General features: G+C 72.8%; 17 protein-coding genes. 8 read left to right on the top strand and 9 right to left on the bottom strand.

Annotation, left to right across the window (positions count from 1 at the left end):
- Positions 1 to 33: 33 nt before the first annotated feature.
- Positions 34 to 486, bottom strand: coding sequence for a 3'-5' exonuclease family protein (locus ABD817_RS29370; protein WP_344921445.1), 453 nt, complete (start codon positions 484 to 486; stop codon positions 34 to 36).
- A gap of 204 nt (positions 487 to 690) precedes the next feature.
- On the opposite strand from ABD817_RS29370, the gene ABD817_RS29365 reads away from it, so the two are divergent.
- The 7 genes from ABD817_RS29365 (at position 691) to ABD817_RS29335 (ending at position 8,679) form a co-directional block, all read left to right on the top strand.
- Positions 691 to 2,139, top strand: a complete 1,449-nt coding sequence (locus ABD817_RS29365; RefSeq protein ID WP_425583422.1) for a sugar transferase — start codon at positions 691 to 693, stop codon at positions 2,137 to 2,139.
- On the top strand, positions 2,139 to 2,906 hold the full coding sequence (locus ABD817_RS29360; RefSeq protein ID WP_344921444.1) for a 3'(2'),5'-bisphosphate nucleotidase CysQ: 768 nt from the start codon (positions 2,139 to 2,141) through the stop codon (positions 2,904 to 2,906). The genes ABD817_RS29365 and ABD817_RS29360 overlap by 1 nt, the downstream gene beginning before the upstream one ends.
- 19 nt (positions 2,907 to 2,925) lie before the next feature.
- The gene (gene cysD / locus ABD817_RS29355) at positions 2,926 to 3,840 is read left to right on the top strand and encodes a sulfate adenylyltransferase subunit CysD (RefSeq protein WP_344921443.1); all 915 of its coding nucleotides are present in this window, start codon (positions 2,926 to 2,928) and stop codon (positions 3,838 to 3,840) included.
- A gap of 103 nt (positions 3,841 to 3,943) precedes the next feature.
- The gene (cysN, locus tag ABD817_RS29350) at positions 3,944 to 5,206 is read left to right on the top strand and encodes a sulfate adenylyltransferase subunit CysN (RefSeq protein WP_344921442.1); all 1,263 of its coding nucleotides are present in this window, start codon (positions 3,944 to 3,946) and stop codon (positions 5,204 to 5,206) included.
- A gap of 478 nt (positions 5,207 to 5,684) precedes the next feature.
- Positions 5,685 to 6,644 carry a sulfotransferase gene (locus ABD817_RS29345; RefSeq protein ID WP_344921441.1) on the top strand — a complete coding sequence of 320 codons (960 nt, stop codon included), beginning with the start codon at positions 5,685 to 5,687 and terminating at the stop codon, positions 6,642 to 6,644.
- Positions 6,641 to 7,582 (top strand): glycosyltransferase family 2 protein, encoded by a 942-nt coding sequence (locus tag ABD817_RS29340; protein WP_344921440.1) that lies wholly within the window; start codon positions 6,641 to 6,643, stop codon positions 7,580 to 7,582. Before ABD817_RS29345 ends, ABD817_RS29340 begins: the two co-directional genes overlap by 4 nt.
- Positions 7,582 to 8,679, top strand: a complete 1,098-nt coding sequence (locus ABD817_RS29335) for a WecB/TagA/CpsF family glycosyltransferase (RefSeq protein WP_344921438.1) — start codon at positions 7,582 to 7,584, stop codon at positions 8,677 to 8,679. The genes ABD817_RS29340 and ABD817_RS29335 overlap by 1 nt, the downstream gene beginning before the upstream one ends.
- 60 nt (positions 8,680 to 8,739) lie before the next feature.
- On the opposite strand, the gene ABD817_RS29330 is transcribed toward ABD817_RS29335, so the two are convergent.
- From ABD817_RS29330 to ABD817_RS29305, 6 genes are read right to left on the bottom strand one after another with little or no spacing between them, the layout of a single operon-like run.
- Complete coding sequence (locus ABD817_RS29330) at positions 8,740 to 9,714, bottom strand: sulfotransferase (protein ID WP_344921437.1); 975 nt, start codon at positions 9,712 to 9,714, stop codon at positions 8,740 to 8,742.
- Positions 9,711 to 11,030, bottom strand: coding sequence for a lipopolysaccharide biosynthesis protein (locus ABD817_RS29325; RefSeq protein WP_344921436.1), 1,320 nt, complete (start codon positions 11,028 to 11,030; stop codon positions 9,711 to 9,713). The genes ABD817_RS29330 and ABD817_RS29325 overlap by 4 nt, the downstream gene beginning before the upstream one ends.
- On the bottom strand, positions 10,997 to 11,854 hold the full coding sequence (locus ABD817_RS29320; protein WP_344921496.1) for a sulfotransferase domain-containing protein: 858 nt from the start codon (positions 11,852 to 11,854) through the stop codon (positions 10,997 to 10,999). The genes ABD817_RS29325 and ABD817_RS29320 overlap by 34 nt, the downstream gene beginning before the upstream one ends.
- Before the next feature lie 14 nt (positions 11,855 to 11,868).
- Positions 11,869 to 12,933: a hypothetical protein gene (locus ABD817_RS29315; RefSeq protein WP_344921435.1), complete on the bottom strand. Its 1,065-nt coding sequence runs from the start codon at positions 12,931 to 12,933 to the stop codon at positions 11,869 to 11,871.
- The gene (locus ABD817_RS29310; protein ID WP_344921434.1) at positions 12,930 to 14,222 is read right to left on the bottom strand and encodes a hypothetical protein; all 1,293 of its coding nucleotides are present in this window, start codon (positions 14,220 to 14,222) and stop codon (positions 12,930 to 12,932) included. The genes ABD817_RS29315 and ABD817_RS29310 overlap by 4 nt, the downstream gene beginning before the upstream one ends.
- Positions 14,219 to 15,679 carry a Wzz/FepE/Etk N-terminal domain-containing protein gene (locus ABD817_RS29305; protein ID WP_344921433.1) on the bottom strand — a complete coding sequence of 487 codons (1,461 nt, stop codon included), beginning with the start codon at positions 15,677 to 15,679 and terminating at the stop codon, positions 14,219 to 14,221. The genes ABD817_RS29310 and ABD817_RS29305 overlap by 4 nt, the downstream gene beginning before the upstream one ends.
- A gap of 341 nt (positions 15,680 to 16,020) precedes the next feature.
- On the opposite strand from ABD817_RS29305, the gene ABD817_RS29300 reads away from it, so the two are divergent.
- A complete protein-coding gene (locus ABD817_RS29300; RefSeq protein ID WP_344921432.1) occupies positions 16,021 to 17,175 on the top strand; it encodes a glycoside hydrolase family 26 protein in 1,155 nt (384 codons plus the stop codon).
- Positions 17,176 to 17,264: 89 nt separating this feature from the next.
- Here the strand turns inward: ABD817_RS29300 and cysC are convergent, their stop codons facing one another.
- Positions 17,265 to 18,494, bottom strand: a complete 1,230-nt coding sequence (gene cysC / locus ABD817_RS29295; protein WP_344921431.1) for an adenylyl-sulfate kinase — start codon at positions 18,492 to 18,494, stop codon at positions 17,265 to 17,267.
- 137 nt (positions 18,495 to 18,631) lie between these two features.
- Positions 18,632 to 19,360, bottom strand: a complete 729-nt coding sequence (locus tag ABD817_RS29290; protein ID WP_344921430.1) for a class I SAM-dependent methyltransferase — start codon at positions 19,358 to 19,360, stop codon at positions 18,632 to 18,634.
- Positions 19,361 to 19,495 lie beyond the last annotated feature (135 nt).

Below are 19,495 nucleotides of genomic sequence, written 5' to 3'. Positions count from 1 at the left end.
CCGGGTCGGTCCAGGCGGCCGGGCCGTCCGGTGTCATCGCGGGTCGAACGCCATCAGGTTCTGCAGCAGCTCGGCCTGCTCGATCGCGTCGTCCAGCGCGTTGTGGGTGTGCGGCCGCGGGGACCGCAGGTGCTCGGGCATCTGCCGCTTGGTCGCCCAGCCGATCGGCACGCCCGCCTTGGCCGCGTACAGCGTCTTGAGGTCGATGCAGCGCGAGTGCCCGAACGGCGAGACACCGGTGAAGCGCATGAAATACCAGTAAATCCACATCCAGTCGTAGGAGAGGGGATAGGCCGCCAGCACCGGCGAGCTGTTCCCGCACACCTCGCGGACCCACGCGGCGGCCTCCCGCATCGCCTCGGCCGGGTCGCGGCCCTCGCGGATCAGCGTCTCCCGGTCCAGCCCGCTCACGGCGAGCGCCTCGGGCACGTGGTCGTCGCTGATCGGCCGCAGCTCCGCGTAGAGCGTGAGGGTCTGCGGATCCACCGGTTCAAAGACCTTTCCGGTCATCCGCCCGGCGACGGTCATACCAAGACTGACCATCGAATACGGCCCCGGAATGGGGCCATCAGCCTCGACATCCACAGAGATGTACGTTTCGGTCTTCAACCTTCGAGCCTCTCCCGCCGCCGCTAGCATTCCATAACTGTCTGTCCGTGAACGGTTACGCAGGGGGAGCGCGTGCGCGACGTGACCGCGGTCCAGACCGCACAGGAGACCGGGCCCGGAGCCGTCCCGGCCGCGCGGCGGCGCGTGCCGGGCTGGGTGCGGGAGCACCGCGCGATGGCCGTCGCCGCCGACACCACCTGCGCCGCCCTGGCCGGAGCCCTCGCGCTGTTCGTTCGATTCGGCGAGGTTACCCCCTACGTCTTCCCGTACGTCGTGCTGAGCGCGGCGCTGCCCGCCGTCTGGGTCTGCGTGGTCGCGCTGAACCGCGCCTACGAGCCCCGGCTCATCGGCCTGGGCTCGGAGGAGTTCCAGCGGATCCTCCAGTGCGGTTTCATGCTCACCGCCGCCTTCGCCGTCTGCGCCTACCTCACCAAGATCGAGGTGGCCCGGGGCTACGTGGTGCTGGCCCTCCCGCTGACGACGCTGCTCACCCTCCTCACCCGGTACGGCCTGCGCCGTTCCCTGCACCGCAGGCGGGCGCGGGGCGGGTGCATGCGACGGGTCGTGGCGGTGGGCCACCGGGTGGCGATCGCCGATCTGGTCCGCAGGTTCCGCCGGGAGCGCTACCACGGCATGGAGGTCGTGGCGGCGTGCGTGCCGCACGGCGGGATGGGCGAGGTGGAGGGCGTGCCGGTCATGGGCGACCTCTCCGACGTCGCGCTCGCGGCCGGGCGGGCCTCGGCCGACACCGTGGCCGTGCTCGCCTGCCCGGAGATGGACGGGGTGGCGCTGCGGCGGCTGGCCTGGCGGCTGGAGGAGACCCACACCGACCTGATCGTGGCCCCCGCGCTGATGGAGGTGGCCGGGCCTCGCATCACCATCCGCCCGGCGGCGGGGCTGCCGCTGCTGCACGTGGACCACCCCGAGATCTCCGGTCTGCGTCAGGTGCTCAAGAACCTGTTCGACCGGGTGGGGGCAGGGCTGCTGCTGGCGGTGCTGCTGCCGCTGCTGGCGGGGGTGGCGGTGGCCGTACGGGCCTCGGGGCCGGGTCCCGCGCTCTTCCGGCAGACGAGGGTGGGCCGCGACGGCGTCGAGTTCACGATCTACAAGTTCCGGACGATGCGCGCCGACGCCGAGCGCCGGAAGATCACCCTGTCCAGTGACGGTCCCGGCATGCTCTTCAAGATCCGTGACGATCCGAGGGTGACCCCGCTGGGCGCCCGGCTGCGCCGCCACTCGCTGGACGAGTTACCCCAGTTGATCAACGTGCTCCTGGGCCACATGTCCCTGGTCGGCCCCCGGCCGCCGCTGCCCGAGGAGGTCGCCGGGTACGGTGACGACGTCCGCCGCCGATTACTCGTCAAACCGGGCATGACGGGCCTCTGGCAGGTGAGTGGCCGTTCTGACCTCTCCTGGGAGGAATCCGTACGGTTGGACCTGCGTTACGTGGAGAGCTGGTCCCTCATGCTGGACCTGCAGATCCTGTGGAAGACTTGGTCGGCTGTCGCGCGAGGAGCTGGAGCATACTGATGACCGTTCGCGACGATCACACACTCGCCGCGGAGCTGGCGACGACGGCCGGCGAGAAGCTGGCGGCGCTGCGCGCGGAGCGGGGCTTCGGCGACCCGTCCGAGCTTCGCAGGGAGGGCGACGCCGCCTCCCACGCGTTCCTGATGGAGGCCCTGTCGCGGTCGCGCCCGGACGACAGCGTGCTGTCCGAGGAGGCGACCAGCGAGGAGCGTCTCGACCCGCGCAGGCTGCGCGCCGAGCGGGTCTGGATCGTCGACCCGCTGGACGGCACCCGCGAGTTCGCCGAGGAGGGCCGTACGGACTGGGCGGTCCACGTGGCGCTCTGGGAGCGCGGCACGCTGACGGCCGGAGCCGTCGCGCTGCCCGCCCAGGGCCGTACGCTCTCCACCCTCGAACCCCCCGTGCCGCCCGCCCCCGAGGCGGGCGCCAGGCCGAGGATCGCGGTCAGCCGGACCCGCCCGCCGGAGTTCGTCCAGAACCTGGCCCGCCTCGCCGGCGCCGATCTGGTGCCGATCGGCTCGGCGGGTGCCAAGATCTCCGCCGTGCTCACCGGCCAGGTCGAGGCGTACGTACACGCCGGGGGCCAGTACGAGTGGGACTCCGCCGCGCCCGTCGCGGTGGCCCTCGCCTCCGGGGTCCACGCGAGCCGCGTCGACGGCTCGCCGCTGGTCTACAACCAGCCCGACCCCTCACTGCCGGATATTCTTGTATCCCTACCGGGACTGGCGCCAACGTTGCTCGCTGGAATCCGGGATCTGCACCGCTAATCCCCGCTAGGAGAGTCTGATGCTTCAGCGCGACTACACCACGTCGCAGCTCGACGTCCTCGAGGCAGAGGCTGTTCACATCATGCGCGAGGTCGCGGCGGAGTTCGAGCGTCCCTGTCTGCTCTTCTCGGGGGGCAAGGACTCCATCGTCATGCTCCGCATCGCGGAGAAGGCGTTCTGGCCGGCGCCGATTCCCTTCCCCCTGATGCATGTGGACACCGGGCACAACTTCGCCGAGGTCATCGAGTTCCGCGACCGCCGAGCCGCCGAGCTGGGCGCCCGCCTGGTCGTCGCCAGCGTCCAGGACTCCATCGACGCCGGACGCGTCGTCGAGGAGACCGGCCGCAGGGCCTCGCGCAACCGGCTGCAGACCACGACGCTGCTGGACGCGATCGAGGAGAACGAGTACGACGCGGTGTTCGGCGGTGCCCGCCGCGACGAGGAGAAGGCCCGTGCCAAGGAGCGCGTGTTCTCCTTCCGCGACGACTTCGGCCAGTGGGACCCCAAGAACCAGCGCCCCGAGCTGTGGAACCTCTACAACGCCAGGATCCGCAAGGGCGAGCACATCCGCGTGTTCCCGCTGTCCAACTGGACCGAGCTCGACATCTGGGACTACATCCGGCGCGAGGAGATCGAGATTCCCTCGATCTACTTCGCCCACACCCGCAAGGTGTTCGAGCGCGACGGCATGCTGCTGGCCGACAGCGAGTTCATCACCCGCGACGACGACGAGCCGCTCCAGGACATGACGGTCCGCTACCGGACGGTCGGTGACATCACCTGCACCGGCGCCGTCCAGTCGGGCGCCGCGACGGTCGAGGCGATCATCGAGGAGATCGCCGTCACCCGGATCACCGAGCGCGGCGCCACCCGCGCCGACGACCGCGCCTCAGAGGCCTCCATGGAGGACCGCAAGCGGGAGGGATACTTCTAGTGAGATCCCGCCTCCCCGGCTTCCCATGCCATCCGGCCCCCCGCGGGCCCCTTTCCGCGCGGTCCCGCCGCGCACACCGTACGACCTCTGGAGAGCAGCGCTGATGGACATCCTTCGCTTCGCCACGGCGGGAAGTGTCGACGACGGAAAGTCGACCCTCATCGGGCGGCTGCTCTTCGACTCCAAGGCGATCTTCGAGGACCAGCTGGAGGCCGTCGAGCGCACCTCCCGCGACCGCGGCACCGAGTACACCGACCTGTCGCTCCTCACCGACGGCCTGCGGGCCGAGCGGGAGCAGGGCATCACGATCGACGTCGCCTACCGCTACTTCGCCACTCCCAAGCGCAAGTTCATCATCGCCGACACCCCAGGGCACATCCAGTACACCCGGAACATGGTCACCGGCGCCTCCACCGCCGACCTGGCGATCGTCCTGATCGACGCCCGCAAGGGCGTGCTGGAGCAGTCGCGGCGGCACGCGTTCCTCACCACCCTGCTGCGGGTGCCGCACCTGGTGCTGGCCGTCAACAAGATGGACCTGGTCGACTACTCCCAGGAGCGGTTCGAGGAGATCCGCGAGGAGTTCACCGCGTTCGCCTCCAAGCTGAACGCGCCGGACCTGACGTTCATCCCGATGTCGGCGCTGCACGGCGACAACGTGGTGTCCCGCTCGGAGAACACGCCCTGGTACAACGGATCCTCCCTGCTCCACCACCTGGAGCACGTGCACATCGCCTCCGACCGCAACCTGGTCGACGTGCGCTTCCCCGTGCAGTACGTCATCCGCCCGCAGCGGGCCACCGACCCCTCCCTCCACGACTACCGGGGTTACGCGGGTCAGGTCGCCGGAGGGGTGCTGAAGCCGGGCGACGAGGTCGTGCACCTGCCCTCCGGCCTGGCCACCCGCATCGCGTCGATCGACACCTTCGACGGGCCGGTCGACGAGGCGTTCCCGCCGATGTCGGTCACCCTCCGGCTGGAGGACGACATCGACATCTCGCGCGGTGACATGATCTGCCGCCCGAACAACCAGCCGCACGTCTCCCAGGAGCTGGAGGCGATGATCTGCTGGATGGCCGACACCGCCAAGCTGGCCCCGCGCACCAAGCTGACCGTCAAGCACACCACCCGCACGGCCCGTGCCCTGGTCAAGGACCTGCACTACCGGCTGGACGTCAACACCCTGCACCGGGACGAGACGGCCCAGTCGCTCGGCCTCAACGAGATCGGGCGGGTCTCGCTTCGCATCACCCAGCCGCTGTTCGTGGACGACTACGCCCGCAACCGCCTCACCGGCGGCTTCATCCTCGTGGACGAGTCCACCAACAACACCGTCGGCGCCGGGATGATCGTCGACGCCAGGTAGGCACGCCCGCCGTCCGCGCCCACGGCTATGGCCTCCTCCCCGTACGCGACGGGAGGGGGCCGTCCCGAGAGCGCGGGCGGTTCGCGTTCCCGGGGCCGCGCGGCATCCTCGGTGGCCGTGGGCCTGTTTCCTGGGCTGCGCGCCCGCGGTGGCTTGCGGACCCGTTCCCGGGGCCGCGCGGCGCCCGCAGTGGTCGTAAGCCTGTTTCCTGGGCCGTCCGCGCCCGTGGTGGTTGCGGACCCGTTTCCTGGGCCGTCCGCGCCCGCCGGTGGCCGTGGACCCGCTTCCTGGGCCGTCCGCGCCCGTGGTGACCGTGGGCCCGTCCCCGCGTCCGGCTTCGAGGTTCCGGCGGGTCCCGTTCAGGAGATGGGCGGCGTTACACCCGCTGGGTAGATCCTTTGTCCGTTCTCTGACCCCTCCGTTACGCTCCGCGCTAGCCTCGGCACGTTCCGTATCCGTCGGGTAAGGATTCGTGCCTGTGTCTGATCGTCCGTCACCTGCTCGGGTGGTGTTCCTGGGTGGCCTCGGCCGCAGCGGGACCACGCTGCTGGAGCGCCTGCTCGGGGAGGTCCCCGGCATCGCGCCGCTCGGTGAGGTCGTCCACCTCTGGGCCAGGAGCGCGCTCGCGGACGAGGCCTGCGGGTGCGGTGAGCCCTTCGGATCGTGCCCCTTCTGGGAGAAGGTCGGGGAGCGCGCGTTCGGCGGCTGGTCCGAGGGCCTCGCCCACCGGATGATCGCGCTCAGGTCCCGCGTCGACCGCACCCGGCGCATCCCCACGCTGGCCAGGCTCCTCGCCGAGGAGCAGGCGGGCACCGGCCGGTGGCCGACACCCGGCACCGCCGAGCTGGACGAGTACGTCGCGACCCACCGTGGCCTGTACGACGCGGCGGGCGAGGTCGCCGACTGCCCGGTCGTGGTCGACTCCAGCAAGCACGCCTCGCTGGCCTTCTGCCTCGCGGCGGCCGGGGTCGACGTCCAGGTCGTCCACGTGGTCCGCGACCCCCGCGCGGTCGCGCACTCCTGGCGCAGGAGGGTCGCGCGTCCCGAGGACGGGCGCCCGATGACCCACTGGTCGCCCTCCCGCACCTCGCTGCACTGGCTGAGCGAGAACCTCAGCCTCGAACTCCTCGCCCGCAGGGGTGTCCCGGTCACCCGGGTCCGCTACGAGGACCTGCTCGACGCTCCCGCCGACACGCTCAGGCGTGTGGTCGCCAGGATCGGGCTCCCCTGCCGCCTCGACTTCCTCTCGGGCAGCTGGGCGGAGCTCTCGACGGCGCATACGGCCTCGGGCAACCCGGTGCGCTTCACGGTCGGCCGCACGAAGCTGACCAGGGACGACAGCTGGCGCGCCGTCGCGTCGTCCCGGCAGTCGCGCCTGGTCGCCGCGCTGACCTGGCCCCTCATGATCAAGTACGGATATCACAGGAGACTCGCGTGAACGCATCGGTGGGTGTCGTCATCCCCACCCGGGGACACCGGCCGGACCAGCTGCGCACGGCCACGCTCGCCGTGCTCGGCCAGGACCACCCCGGCCCCGTCGAGGTCGTCGTCGTCGTGGACGGCGGTGATCCGGCCTGGGTCGCCGACCAGGTGGCCGACCTCCTGGCCAGCCGGGCACTGACACCCGGCCGGTACGGGGCGCCCTCGCGCGGCGTGCGGGTGATGGCCAACCGGCTCACCCCCGGCCTGCCCGGTGCCCGCAACACCGGCATCGCGGCGCTCGGCACCGACCTGGTCGCCTTCTGCGACGACGACGACCAGTGGCTGCCCGGCAAGATCGAGGCCCAGGTCGCCGCGCTGGAGGCGGAGCCGGACGCGCGCTTCTCCAGCTGCGCCATCGAGGTCGAGTACGGCTCGCGCCGCATCCCCCGGCTGGCCGGGACCGGCCGTGTCACCTACCGCCACCTGGTCCGCTCGCGGATGGTGATGGTGCACTCCTCGACGTTCCTGTTCCGGCGCGGCGGGCTCTGGGTGGACGAGAGCGCCCCCGGAGGCCAGAACGAGGACTGGGACTTGGCGCTGCGCGCCGCCGCCCAGCACCCCATCGTGCACGTCGACCGGCCCCTGGTCCGGGTGCGCTGGGGCGGCTCCTCGTACGTGGCCCGCTGGGCCGACCGGATCGCCGGGCTGCAGTGGATGCTCGCCCGGCACCCTGATCTGGCCGTGGATCCGCGCGGCGCGGCGCGGGTCTACGGTCAGCTCGCCTTCCATCACGCGGCCCTCGGCCAGCGGAGGGAGGCGGGCCGCTGGGCCTGGCGGGCGTTCACCGCCCGCCACGGCGAGCCCCGCGCGCCCATCGCGCTCGCGGTGGCGGCCGGCCTGGTCCCCGCGCGGACCCTGCTCAGCGTTCTGCACCACCGAGGGCACGGCATCTGATGGCGCCCATCACCGAGCACCCTCGGGTGAACCTCCGTCCCGGTGCCCAGATCGTTCCGTTCGCGCTGGGGCGGGTCGTTGAGCGCCCGCCGATGGTCAAGCGTCACGACTCGCCGGCCATGCCGTTCGCGCTGGGGCGGGCCGTGGCTCCGGCCGCCCGTGACGCCGTGACACCGATCCCGCCCCGCGCCGACCACCGGCCCGCCGCCGGTCACGATCCGGCGCCCGGCCTGCCCGCCGTCGCAGGGCAGGCCGGGACGCCGGTCGCCGGACGAGGGGAGCCCCCCACCGCCCCTCGCCGGAGGCCCCGGCCCGACAAGGCCACCCGCAGGCGTCTGCGCAGGCGCGTGCGCGTGGCGGGGGTCGCGATCGACCCGATGACCGAGAGCGAGGTCGTCGACCACGTGGTCGCCGCCCTGAAACGCGGTGAGGGAGGCCACCTCGTCACCCCCAACGTCGACATCAGCCGGACCGTCGCCCGCGATCCCCGGGCCCGCCGGTTCGTCGAGCGCGCCGACCTCGCGGTGGCGGACGGCATGCCGCTGGTGTGGGCGGCGAGACTGCTCGGCACCCCCCTTCCCGGCCGGGTCACCGGCGCCGACCTGATCTGGTCCCTGTCGGAGGCCGCCGCCTTTTACCGCCATCCCGTCTACCTGCTGGGCGGTCCCCGGGGCACGGCCGCGCAGGCGGCCCGCGAGCTGGTGGACCGCCATCCGAAGCTGGTGATCGCCGGGGTCGGCACCCCGCCGTACGGGTTCGAGGACGATCCGGAGAGCTACGCCCGGGTGCGTGACGCCGTGATCGCCGCCGCTCCCCGGCTGGTCTTCGTCGGGCTCGGCTTCCCCCGGCAGGAGCGGCTCATCGCCTCGCTCCGCCGGGACCTGCCGGGCACCTGGTTCGTCGGCTGCGGCTCGGCGATCGCCTTCGCCGCGGGCACCGTACGGCGGGCACCGGCGTGGATGCGCCGCGGTGGCCTGGAATGGATTTTCCGGCTGACGAGGGAGCCGGGCAGGCTCGCCCGCCGCTACCTGGTCGACGACCTGCCGTACGCGCTCAGGCTCCTCACGGTCTCCCTCGTACGCGGTCTCTTCTCCTGAAGCCCCGCGAAGCCCCGAAGCCGTGACTCGCGGCCTTTCCGGGGCGGTCGTCAGGGGTGTTCAGTGGTGTTCCGTGGAGGCCAGCTCCCTGACCCGGAGGGCCTCCTGCGGGCTCAGCCGGGCAGCGGCCTCGGCGAGAGCGCGGCGCGAGTCCATCGGCCGGTAGGCCGTGCGGGACAGGCCGCTCCAGGTGAAACCGCCGGTGCCCCCGCCCGACGCGGTCGTGCCGGAGGCGACCGGATCCGACGTGACCGTGCCCGACGTGACCGTGCCCGGCGCGGCCGTGCACGCGCGGCGGACGCGCTCCTCGGCGCGGGCCGACCAGGTCAGGCCCGCCCACTCGTACAGACGGCGAAAACCCGCCTGAGGGTCGCGGGCCAGGTCCTCGTAGCGGGCCAGCGTGATCCCCGGGTGCCGGTCGGCCAGGTCGGCGGCGGTGGTCCCGGCCGCCCGCCACAGGGCCACGGCCTTGGCGACGCGGTCCTGGGAACCGATCAGCGGGCGCAACGCCTCCAGGTGGGGCTGGTCACGCATCAGCAGCGGCTGTTCGAGCAGCTCGTGGAAGTAGACCGTCCAGCCGAGCCGCTGCCAGCTGCCGACGAACGCCACCGGATCGCGCAGCAGGACGATCACCCGGCAGCCCAGCCGGTCGGCGAACCATCCGGCGGAGAACAGCGCGAACGGATCGTCCAGCAGCGCCCGGCGCCCGCCCAGCCGCCCCAGCGTGAACGCGGTGCCGTACCGGACCATCCTCGCCAGGTCGTACGGCGACCGGTTGCGGCGCAGCTCCGCGAGGAACCCGTAGCGCAGCGCGACCGTGCGGGTGAAGGCGGGCAGCCAGGCCCGCTCGTTGTCCGGGCAGATGTACTGGAAGCGGTGGCCGACCACGGCGTCGAGGACGCCCGGGGAGCGGCCCGGCGGGTGCTCGGGGTTGAGCGGCTCGTTGACGTAGACCAGCTCCCCGCTCGCCGCGAGCATCCTGCCCGTCCAGCTCGTCCCGGTCCTGGGCAGCCCGGTGACCAGCACGGGGGTCACGTCACTCGCCGAGGGTTCAGGGCGGTCAGGCTATGCGTGCCGAAGGGCCGCAGGCCGTACAGGCGGTGGATGTGCCAGAGCGGCAGCAGGTTCTTCACCGCCGTGCCCCCCGCCCAGCCGAGGGCGGCACCGAGCGAGCCCATCGAGGGGATGAGCAGCAGGTCCAGCGCCACCGCCGTCGCGACGGCGGCGACCAGGTTGGCGAGGCTGGAGCCGGTGTGCCCGGCGGAGGTCAGCACCACGTCGGCCATCCCGCACGCGGTGGCGAGCATCATCGTCGCGGCCAGCACGAACGCCACCGGCGCGCCGCCGGTGTAGCCGTCCCCGAAGACGGCGCCGAGCAGCCACGGCGCGAGCGCGGCGTACCCCAGCCAGACCGGCCAGGTCAGCAGGACCAGCCAGAGGGTGGCCGACTGGTACAGCTCCCGGGCGCGCGGCAGGTCGCCCTCGGCCAGGGCCCGCACCAGCCTCGGCTGGGTGGCCTGCGCCAGCCCCTGACCGGCCAGCTGACCCACGATCTTGAAGCGGGTGGCGGCGGTGTAGACGGCCGCCTCGGCCGGTCCGGCCAGCAGCGCCACGATCACGACGTCCAGCCGCTGGAACACCGCCTGGATCCCGGCCGCCAGCGACCGGGGCCAGGTGTGACGCCACAGGTCACGCGCGGTGCCCGGCAGGTAGGGGGTCCGGGGCAGCCGCCGGCGCAGCCAGACCGAGGCGAGCAGCAGCACCGGCAGGTACGGCAGTGCCCAGGCCGTGGCGAGCAGCGGCACGGAATCGCGGCCCGCGAGCACCACCGCCCCGACCAGGAGCAGCTGGGCCACCGGCTGCAGCACCCCGTCCAGCAGCACGGTCGGCCGCATCGAGCCGAACCCGCGGGTCGCGCTCACCACGACGCCCGAGCACGCCACCGCGGGCAGGGCCACCGCCAGCACCCGCAGCGCCGGGTCGGAGGTGGTGAGGATGACCGCCGCACCGGTCGCCAGCGAGAGCGACGCGACCGGGACGAGTGCCGCGCGGACGTGGCCGGAGGTATGGCGGTGGCCGGAGGGCCGGGACCTGGCGACGAAGTAGACCAGCCCGTTCCCGGCGTCCAGCCGCAGGACCGCGGCGACCGTCAGGCACAGGGCGGTCGCCGCGAAGAAGAGACCGGCCGTCTCCCGCCCCACCCCCCTGGTGACCAGCACGACCGTCAGGAACTGCGCGACGGCCCCCGTACCCGCTCCCGCCAGCCCCGCCACCCCGCCCCGCGCGGCCCCGCTCAGGCCCGCCAGGCGGGTGGGGGTCAGCGGCGCCACGACGGTTCCGCGCCCAGCCACGGGGTCAGCAGGGTGTCCTGCTCCTCGAAGTAGGCCGTCAGCTCGCGACGGAGCTTGCGGGACATGGGGCCGGGCCTGGTGCGGGTGTTGTGCCGCTCGAACACCGGGTCGCCGAGGTGCGGCAGCCCGAGGAAGGCCAGCACGCGGTCGTAGACGAGGTCGGGTTCGGCGAAGAACCGGCCGCTGTCGATGACGAGCAGCCGGTCGCGGCCGACCAGCGGCTCCAGCCGGGCGAGCTGCTCGGCATAGCGGCCCCTGGCGAGGTAGGCGTGGTGGCGGTGGGCCAGGCTCGTCGAGTGCGGTGCGTCGCGCAGGGCCTCCGCCGCCCCGGCCAGCCGCTCCTCCTCCAGCCTCACCGCCCTGGCGAAGGACCGCTCCGTCTCGAAGCCCCTGGCCAGCTCATGGGCGTGCGCGGAGAAGGCCCGTTCGACGGGGTCGCGGACCAGCACGATCAGCTTGGCGCCCGGCAGATCCTGGGCGATCCTGGGACCGGCGAGCGGGTGGAACAGGTAGTAGGGGGACGACTCGAAGGCCTGGGGCCGATGGCCGTACCGGTGGGCCAGCCGGGAGGCCGAGATCCGCAGCGGGAAGTGCGCCCGGTACCAGGACAGGCCCCGGTCGTACGACGTGTCGAAGTAGTGGACGCCCTTGCGCAGGACGGGTTTCAGGGCGAGCGGGTGCTGGGACAGGACGCGGTACAGGGAGGTGGTGCCGCAGCGCTGCGCCCCGATGACGAGGAAGGAGGGGAGCACCCGGCTTCCGGAGGTGAGGCGCCCCACGGCCCACGACGCCGCGTGGACCGAACGCTTCAGCGCGGGCTTCACAGCGTTCACAGCCTTCACAGCAGGGTCTCCTGGGAGTCGGCGAGGGGGGTGAGCCAGACCTCGGGCGGTCCGAGGGGCGCGTGGCCGTCGGCCGCGTGGCGGTCGGCGAGGGCGATCAGGTAGCGGAGCGCGGTCAGCCGGGACTCGGCGGCCGACAGGCCGAACGGGGCCAGGATCCGCAGGGCCCGCGCCACGCAGGCCCGCGCCGCGGTGGCCGGGTCGTCGCGGCGCAGGGCCCGCTGGAAGAAGTGGTGGACGGCGTCGAAACCCAGCGGGACCCCGGTGCCGAACCGCTCCCAGTCCCAGACCAGCAGCCGCCCGTCGGGCCCGCGCGAGATGTTCCACGGCGTCAGGTCACCGTGCCAGGAGAACCCCCGGTCCCTGGGCGGCCCTTCGGGGCCCCGGTTCGCGGCGGCGTCTTCGGGAGGCGAACCCGCCGGAGCCGGGTTTCCGGGGAACGGCCCGGTACGGGCGGGATCTCCGGGAGGCGGATCCCCCGGAGCCGGGTTTCCTCGGGCCGGGTTTCCTTCGGCAGGGTCGCCGTGGGGAATGCGGGCGATCTCGGCGATCGCGTCGGTGAGGACGTCGCGCGGTATCCGTCCTCGCCGTACGGGAAGCGGGGTGAGGGCGAGCACGGACAGGCCGCGCCAGGATCCGTGGTGCAGCACGGCGGGCGGGACGACGGTCTTCAGCGGCACGCCGGAGAGCAGGCCGAGCGTGCGCGCCTCGTGGGCGACGAGTTCCCGGGTCAGGTCGGTGTCGCCGATCTTCACGAAGGCGATCGGCCCGTCGGCGGCGCGCGCCTCCAGGATCGGCTTGCGGTTGGCCCGCCGGGCCGGGCGCACGCGCAGTGTGACGCGGACGGGGGTGCCGAACACCTCACTCAGGTGGCTCTCGATGCCGTCCCGCCCCGACGACACCGTGACCCTCCCGCCGGGGTGCCACCACGCGCGCGGGACGAGCCTGCGGGGGAGCAGCCGGTGCGGGAGCAGGGTGTACGGGCTCGGGTCGCCGGGACCGGGGAACAGCAGGTCGAGGGTCTGGTCGAGGTAGCGCAGCCGGGCGCGGGCGTCGTTCATGCGACCCTGCTCGCCATCGAGTTCCTCCAGAGCAGCGCGAACGAGACGAGGTACAGGCTGAGCGGGGTGACCAGCCCGTCGTAGACGAACATGTAGAGGAGGGTGAGGATCATCACGAGGACCCCCGCCATGCCGATCGGGCTCCGGTCACGCCAGTGGCGGCGGACGGCCCCGGCGAAGAACGCCACGTAGAGCGCGGCCCCGGTGAACCCCTGTGTGATCATCAGGTGCCAGAGCTGGCCGTCCCCGCCCAGCGGCGGATGGCCGCAGGTGGGGCACCAGCCGCTCTTGCCGGTGGTGATCGTCCGGTGGTTGCCCGTGGCGTTGCGGGTGTTGCCGTACCCGATGAGCGGCGCGGTGCCCGCGGCGGCGACGGTCGCCGAGACGGTGAAGGCGCGGATGTCGTTGCTGTGCGGGCTGTCGAGCCGCTGGGCCACCATCGTCTGCAGCGGGCTGAGGGCGAACGCCAGCGCCCCGGCGACCAGGGCCGCGCAGGCCGCGACGCGGGCCCGCGTGCCCATGCGCAGCAGCACGTACGCGGCGGCGACACCGAGCCCGATCCACAGGCCGCGGTTGAGCGAGTAGACGACGGGGATCGCGGCCAGCGCGACCAGCGGGATCACGGCCAGGCGCCTGCGCGGCCCGCCGTACACCCACCAGCCGACCACGAACCAGACGAGCAGCACCGAGAGGTTGCCGCCCCAGGCGTTGGCCCACTCGAACGGCGCCTCGGGGCGCGGCGAGGCGTGGCCGAGGACCCGTTGCATCTGAGCCGCGGTGGGGTGGATCAGGTTGTGGACGAAGGAGTTGCCGCTGATCCAGCCGGGGAGGACCATCTCGACCGGCGAGGTGAACTCGGCGCGCGGGGCGAACACGCCCAGCAGGCCGCCCGCGACGGTCGTGAGGAACAGCACGCCGAGCATGCGCACCAGGGTGAGCTGCGGCAGCTCCTCCTCCGTGAGATTGCCCAGGTAGAGCACCATGATCAACAGTGAGACGTAGAGGCACAGGCGCATCAGGTAGCCGAGGAGCCGCCCGGCGCCGAACTCGCCGTAGGTGCCGGGAGGCATCTCGCCGAGCATGAGCGCGCTGATCAGGTAACCCGCCAGGAGCAGCAGCCAGAGCCCGAAGCCGCGCGGCGCCCTGATCGGCCGTCTCCGCCACAGCACCAGCGCCATCGCCGGAGCCACCACGACCACCGACAGACCTCCGAAACCGAGCGCCCACCAGGCCGGGTATCCCACCAGGAGCGCGGCGATCGGCCAGGCGGCCGGACGCGGACCCCTCACAGCCTGCGCCCCCTCCGCCCGCCCGCCGCCTGCCGGGCGATTGGAACGTTCCCGTACGCGCCGGGCGCGAGCGGCGCCTCCGCCACGCCGGGCGATCCGGGCGAGCCGTGTGCCCCGTCCCTGTTCGCCCCGCGCGCTCTGTCCCTGTTCGGCTCGTCCGCTCCGTTCCCGACCGCGCCGCGCGCTCCGTTCGCGTTCGTCCCGTGTGCTCCGTCTCCGTACGCCCCCGGCCGGGCGGACGCCTCCGGGCTCTCGCCGGGCGGTTTCGGTGCGGCCGGGCCGCTCGCCAGACCGGCCAGGGGCCGTCCGGCCCTCCTCGGGGCGCCCTCGCGGTCCCGCGTTCCGCCGGGCCGCGACGCGGGTGAGACCTGCGGGACGTGTGGGCCGTGTGGGACCCGCGAGACCTGGGAGACCTGCGCGACGCGCGGATCCCGCGCGGTGGGGGACGCGGAGGACACCGGGGCGTCGTCGCCGATGACGAACGCGCCGACCACGGGAACCCCCCGATCGTTCAGTGCCCGTACGGCGTCCTTCACCTCGCGCGAGGAGGTGCCGGGCACGGCGACCACGAGCACCGCGCCCGCCGGGCCGGGCGTCTCGACGCCGTTGACGGCGTCGAGGCCGGTCAGGCGCCTGAGGTCGGCGGTGGTCCGCAGCGCGGTGTCGAGGCGGTCGCGGACCCAGGCGGCCCCGACCCCGCAGAGCAGCCCCGCCATGAGGCCGCTGCCCAGGTAGAGGGGCGGCCGGGGGGTGGTGGGCTCGGCCGGTGCCACCGCCTGGCTGATCACGGAGCCGGGGGTGACGGCGACGGTCTTGAGGGCGTCGTATCTCGCGGTGAGGCTGTGCACCTGGCGGGCGAGGACGTTCTCCCGCTGGAGGGCGAGGGCGCGCTCGGTGGTGCCCCTGCCCAGGCCGGGAAGCGTGGTGGCGACCTTGGTGAGGCCCGCGTTGGTCTGCCGCAGCTTGACCAGCACGGCCCTGAGCTGGGCCGTGAGCGTCTGGGTGGAGGACTCGCGGCGCTGGGCCAGGTAGGCGAGGGCGTAGGCGCTCGCTCCCGAGGCCGCCGCCTTCGGGTCGGCGGCGCTGCAGGAGATCTCCAGGACCGAGGTGTTGGGCGGCACCGAGACCTCCGCGGGACAGGAGAGGCCGCCGGACAACCGGCGTGCCTTCGCCGCGACCACCGCGGATCGGGCCACCTGGGCCTCGGTGTCGAGGTTGAGCGGTTCGCGCTGGCGGCTGGTGACCTGGTTGGTCTGCTCCTGCGAACCGGTCGCGGTCACCAGGACCTGCCCGGAGGCGGTGTAGGAGGGCGGGGTGAGCCACAGCAGGGCGACGCCGCAACCGGCCCCGGCGAGGAGCAGGGAGAGGACGATCGGCCACCGGCGGCGGAGAAGCGACGCGTAGTCCGCCAGGTCCTCGCCTCCGCGGCGGACGGGGGCGTCCGGTGACGGGCTCATGGGTCGCGGGTGCCTCTCCGGCGAGCGGACGCTGGGAACCCTAGGAACTATAGGTCGGCTCTCCATTTCCCCGAACCAATACACAAGATTTTCTTCGCGTTGGCCTCGCTAATCACAGGGAGATAACAGCCGTTTATCCGATATTTCCTGTCGTCCGGTCCGGGGCTACGGCACGGACCGGCAAAGTCAGGGACGAGGCACGTCCGGGCGATGGGAAGGTGTTTCCCCGTGACGGCCGAAGGTGGCCGAAGAGGGCCGAAGACGGCCCGAGAATGCGTACGCGCGACAGCTGTGAGGAACCGGTGCATCGGACAAATGCCGCTATAGACGTAATTCCGCGCGTGGTGAGAATCGCCGGTTCCGGCCTCGTCCTGGCGCTGGGACTGGGCACCCTCGCACTGGGGGTCGCGGGGCTGAGCGGGGGCGGCCGGGCCTCGAACGCCGCGGGTGCCCCCAGCGCCGCCGACGCCGGGAGACCCCTGGACGCCGCGGGGGAGGACACGGGCGCGCCGGGCACATCAGGCATGGAAGGCACGCCGGGTCCGTCCGCCGAGCCGTCCCCGGCGGCCTGCGAGGTCAGTGCCGAACTCGTGCCCTCCTGCGGCGCCTGGTGGGGCGTCGCGCCGGAGATCTTCACGGGACGGCCTCCCGGGCGGGCCCTGGAGAGGGCCGAGAAGCGCATGGGCCGGACGGCCGACATCATGCACGTCTACCACCGGGGTGACGAGCTCTTCCCGACCCCCGCGGAGCGCGCCATCGCCCGCGACCCGGACGGCCGCAGGCTCCTGCTGGTCAACTGGAAGCCGTCCCTCGACCACACCTGGGAGCAGATCGCCCGCGGGGCGCTGGACGGGCGGATCGACCGGCTGGCCGCCCACATCGTGAGGACCTTCCCCGAGAAGTTCTTCCTCACCATCCACCACGAGCCGGAGAACGACGTGCGGGAGGCCCGCGACAAGGGGATGACGGCGGCCGACTACGCCGCCATGTTCCGCCACGTGGTGACGCGCCTGCGGCACGGGGGCGTGACCAACGCGGTCACGGTGATGACCTACATGGGCGCGCCCAACTGGGCGTCCGAACCCTGGTTCGAGAGGCTCTACCCCGGTGACGACGTGGTCGACTGGGTGGCGATGGACCCCTACGTCGACCACAGGGTCCACAGCTTCGACGGGCTGGTCAACAAGACCCGCCCCGAGTTTCCCCGGTGGCCGGGGTTCTACCGCTGGATGCGGGAACGCTTCCCGGAGAAACCCGTCATGCTCGCCGAGTGGGGCGTCTTCGAGCGTCACGACAGGCCCGGGTTCAAGGAGTCGTTCTTCGCCTCGGTACGCCGGGAGATCGGCGAATACCCGCAGATCAAGGCCCTGGTCTACTTCGACTCGCCGCGCGCCCCCCGGGGCGACACCCGGTTCGACACCACACCCGGCGGCCGGAGGGCCTTCGGCGAGCTCGCCCGCGACCCGCACCTCAACGCCGCCGTCCCCGCAGGCTGACCCTCCGCGATACGGGCCGAAGCGGTCCCGTACGGCGGCGGGGGACAGTGAGGGCCGGTGAGCGACGGCGCCGTGTCGCCGGATCCGGATCAGCGGATCCAGCCGCCCTGGATCAGCGGGTCGAGCACCTGGTGCACCGCCCGGTCCACGCTGATGCCGGTGGTGTCGATCTCCAGGTCGGCGTCGTCCGGCTCCTCGTACGGGTCGGAGATGCCGGTGAACTCGGGGATGAGCCCCGCGCGGGCCTTGGCGTAGAGGCCCTTGCGGTCGCGGCGCTCGCACTCCTCCAGGGGGGTGGAGACGTGGACCAGCAGGAAGTCGGCGCCGACGGCCTCGACCATCGCGCGTACCTCCTCGCGGGTGGCGGCGTAGGGCGCGATGGGCGCGCAGATCGCCAGGCCGCCGTGCCTGGCGGCCTCGGCGGCGACGAACCCGATGCGGCGGATGTTGAGGTCGCGGTCCTTCTTGGAGAAGGTCAGCCCCGCCGACAGCAGGTGGCGGACCACGTCGCCGTCGAGGTAGGTCACCGTGCGGCTGCCGCGCTCCAGCAGCGCGTCGCGCAGCCCCCGGGCGACGGTCGACTTGCCCGAGCCGGACAGGCCGGTGAAGAAGACCACCAGCCCCCGCCGGTGCGGGGGACCGGGGAGCGTCACGGGCTCGGGGCCCGCCAGGTGCTCGGTCGCGCCGTAGGCCTCGGCCAGGCGCTCGCGCAGCTCCAGGTCGATGGCGGGCTCCCTGGGCGCCAGCGGCACCACCGCCACGAGCGTGTCCTCGGGCAGTCCGTCGCGGGCCCTGAGCGCGGCGCGGACCACCGCGGGCCCGCCCTCGCCGTACGCCAGCGGGAGCAGCAGGATCGACGCCTCCAGCTCCCGCGCGGTCGCCACGATCTCGCCGAGGTCGCCCAGCGGCCCGCGCATGGTGACGGCCAGGACCGACTCCCGCTCCTTCAGCTCCTCGCGGACCCGCTCCGGGGTGAGGCGGAGCCGGGCGAACGGCCCGTGCTCGGGGGCGTCGAGGGCCTCGACCGGTCCGGCGACGAAGCCGTCCTCGCGCCCGGTGACGGTGAGCACGGCCAGTGCCGCGCCCTCGGGGTCGCGCAGGGTGATCTGGTCGCCCGGGGCGGCCGGGTGGTCGTCCGGCAGGGTGAGGGTGACCGGCGCGGGCCACGGCGTGCCGTCGGCGAGCGTGCCGCGCTCGTCCACGGCGTGCGCGTCGGCCGAGCTCAGGAAGCCCGTCAGCGGCCTGAAGGCGCCGGAGAGCAGCAGCTCAAGGTCGGCCAGCTCGCGGGCGTCTGGGGTCCACTCGAAAGGCGCCGTCATCTGCTCCACCATCGTGATCGTCGGACTTTCCCGTCCCGCCCGCTCACGATGGGCGCCCCTGTCCGGCGAGCCTGGGATCCAGCCGCCCGGTGAATCCCAGGTGCCTCGGCCCGGTGGACCTCAGATCGACGTGGATCTCAGATCAACCGGGCGAAGTGACTCTGGGGCTTGCGGATCACCAAAGTTATCTCGTCGTGAGACGCGGGCCGGCTCCCCCTGGAGAGGGCCTCCACCACCGAGCAGGCGGCGCGGGCAAGCTTACCGAGAGGTCCGCGGAGCGCGGGACCGCTCGCGGCGGAGACGTCCTCGGTCACCATCAGCCCGCGCACCAGGCAGAAGGAGTGCATCCCCTCGCGTGAGGCGATCTGCTCGTAGACGGCGGGCAGCGGGCCCACGGTCCCCTCGGGGGCGAACCTGCGCCACATCAGCCGTCGCAGCCTCGACGGCGTCAGCCGGTCGCACGCCCCGTACGCCGAAGCCCGGTCACGCATCCTGACCAGCAGCAGCCCGCCGGGGCGCAGCCCGGTGAGCAGCCGGTCGAGCACCAGCTCGGCGTGCTCGATCCGCTCCAGCAGGAACGGCACGTAGACGATGTCGAAAGCCCGCGGGGGCACCGGCACGGAGCGCAGGTCGCCCAGCGCCCAGGAGTCCAGGTCCTTGCGGGCGGACGTGCTCGTGCGCAACACGGGCAGGTCCTCGTCGATCCCGATGACCCTGGACTCCGTCTGCGCCAGGTCGAGCGGCTCGGGCCATCCGCACCCGGCGATCAGGATGTCGAGCCGCCGGCCGAGCTGGCCGCTCCACTGCTCCCTGATCCGCTGACTCAACAGGTCGTCTCGATCGACGACCGACCTCACCTCTGACATGTAACCGAGAGTAGTCATCTCAGCACGATTAGTCGCGCATTTACCACTCTTTGCGAGAGCGGGCGCCCGGGCAAGTAGCCTTGGGCGGGTACCCCCGTGTCTTCCCGGCCCGGGGCTGTCGTGTTGCCGTCGTGG

Origin of the sequence: Streptosporangium oxazolinicum, assembly GCF_039537505.1 — a bacterium.
Taxonomy (GTDB): Bacteria; Actinomycetota; Actinomycetes; order Streptosporangiales; family Streptosporangiaceae; genus Streptosporangium; species Streptosporangium oxazolinicum.
The sequence above is the reverse complement of the archived record's forward strand: the minus strand, read 5'-3'. Positions and strand labels throughout refer to the sequence as shown.